The following is a 2,214-nucleotide window of genomic DNA, read 5'->3' on the forward strand; positions in this document are numbered from 1 at the left end:
GCTTTGTCCAAGTATTTTCAGTTGGTTTAACAGGATTAACGATCGTGCTAGTTACTCTAGTTAGCGCATTTATGTTTACCTGTTGGTTTGGGGCGCATTTGGGAGTCGATCGCAAGTTAGCTCAATTAATCGCCGCAGGCACCTCGATTTGTGGCGCGTCTGCGGTGTTGGCAACAAATAGTGTGGTTAGAGCTACTGATGAAGCTGTAGCTTATGCAGTGACGATCGTCACATTATTTGGGACAATATCAATGTTGTTATACCCATTACTCGATCTGCTATTCCAAACTAGTCCCCGCGAATTTGGACTATGGTGTGGAGTCTCAATTCATGATGTTGCTCAAGTTGTGGCGGCGGCTTCTCAAAAGGGCAGCGAGAGTGGTGAAATTGCCACAATTTCTAAACTTTCGCGAGTGATATTTCTGATCCCAATGTTATTAGGATTAGGAACATTATCAGCCAGTCAAGCAACTGAATCAAAAAAAGCTGTTAAATTGCCAATTCCGTGGTTTGTTTTCGGCTTCATCATCCTAGTCGTCCTAAATAGCTTTTCAGTATTTCCGCCTGCACTCAAAGAAATAGTCACCCAAGGAAATCAATTCTTGCTGACCATCTCACTAGCTGCAATGGGACTAGAAACAAATATCTCTAAGATGAAAGAAACTGGATTGAAGCCACTTCTTTTAGGTGCTTGTTCCTGGTTGTTTATATCAGGATTAAGCTTAGGCATGATTACAATATTTTACTAATCAAATATAAATTGGAGCACTATGAATATATTCGATCGCTTAATCAGACTTTCAATATTAGGACTAACTGGACTATTATTACTATCGATTGGTTCCTTACAAGTGACCGCCCGCCCTCAGTCACAGCAATTAAAATCAATGATATCCGGCGATCGATCGAATGGCTTAATTCAGCTCAAAAGTAATTTTAGTATTGAAGAGACAACAGCTCGGATCGAAAGTTTATTAAAAGAACGTAATTTAGTTTTGGTTGCGAAAATAGACCATGCTGCGAATGCTAAATCAGTTAAATTGGAACTCCGTCCGACTCGATTATTCATTTTTGGTAATGCTAAAACTGGCACACCATTGATGCAGTGCAATCAAAATGTGGGAATCGATCTACCGATGAAAGCACTACTATGGCAAGATGCTCAAGGACAAGTTTGGTTTGGATACAATGACCCTCAGTATCTCAAAGATCGCCACCAACTCAAACAATGCGATCGCGAGATTGATGCCGCTAGCAAAGCAATGAAAGCTCTAGCCGCCGCTATTACGATGTGAGGCTGCTCAAATTGGCAAATAATCGATCGACTAATCCCACACCTAATACCTAATACCTAAAGCCCAAAGCCTAATACCTAAAGCCCAAAGCCTAATACCTAAAGCCTCACTTCGGCCAGGTAAAATAAAAACAGGCACCTGAAAGCAGTGCGGAAGCGGCATCTTCGGCGACCCAGATGCGACCGCCTTCGCCTTCGACAATTTTTTTGACTAACGCCAGACCGATGCCTGTATTTTTAGTAGACATGCTGGGTTTGAGCGTCCGAAACATATCAAAAATTCGCAGGCGGTCTTCGCGCGAAGGAATGCCGGGGCCATCATCAGCGATCGAGAATCGATAAAAATCGCCCAGATCTTCGACACCGACTGCGATTCGACCGTCAGATCGATCGCGATGCTCGATCGCATTGCTGAGGAGATTGGCGAAAATCTGAGTTAGTAAGATCCGCTTGGTGGCTAAAGTTGGGAGTCGCGAGTTGATTTCGATCGTCAGACTAGCAGGCGGATCGAGCGAATCGAGCGTTTCGGTGACGAGTTTGTTAATATCGATGAGTTCGATTTCCAATTCTTGGGTGCCGACTCGCGAATATTGCAATAGTCCGTAAATGAGCGCATCCATCCGGTGGACTCGTTGGCGCAAGAGGGCAAATTGCGATCGTTCGGTTTCTTGAAGTCGATCTTGGAGATCTTCTTCGATCCATTCTGATAAATTGGAGATCGATCGCAGCGGAGCTTTGAGATCGTGAGAAACAGTGTACACAAAGGCATCGAGTTCCTGATTGCGGTCTTTTAACTGCTGTTGTGCCAAGAGTAACGAATAATTGAGATTTTGGAGAGCTTGGGTTTGTTTGTTGGTCAGTAACTCTAATTGTTTGCGCTCGGTAATATCGCGTGAGACTGCCAAAAATTGGACGGTATT

The 2,214-nt window shown here is 43.8% G+C and carries 3 protein-coding genes; 2 read left to right on the top strand and 1 reads right to left on the bottom strand.

The annotated features are described in order from the left end of the window. Positions 1–749, top strand: a 749-nt coding sequence (locus tag RMO79_RS12605) for a putative sulfate exporter family transporter (protein ID WP_310483513.1), incomplete at its 5' end; no start/stop codon positions are given. 21 nt (positions 750–770) lie between these two features. After that, positions 771–1,295 (top strand): DUF302 domain-containing protein, encoded by a 525-nt coding sequence (locus tag RMO79_RS12610; RefSeq protein WP_310483514.1) that lies wholly within the window; start codon positions 771–773, stop codon positions 1,293–1,295. A 106-nt stretch (positions 1,296–1,401) separates the two neighbouring features. Here RMO79_RS12610 and RMO79_RS12615 read toward each other — a convergent pair. After that, a partial coding sequence (locus tag RMO79_RS12615; RefSeq protein WP_310483515.1) for an ATP-binding protein occupies positions 1,402–2,214 on the bottom strand: 813 nt, incomplete at its 5' end.

The organism is Chamaesiphon sp. VAR_48_metabat_403 (assembly GCF_031422475.1).
Taxonomy (GTDB): domain Bacteria; phylum Cyanobacteriota; class Cyanobacteriia; order Cyanobacteriales; family Chamaesiphonaceae; genus Chamaesiphon.

Excerpts from the sequence above, each read along its gene's own strand:
- RMO79_RS12610 (WP_310483514.1), top strand. The coding sequence starts at position 771 with ATGAATATATTCGATCGCTTAATCAGACTTTCAATATTAGGACTAACT.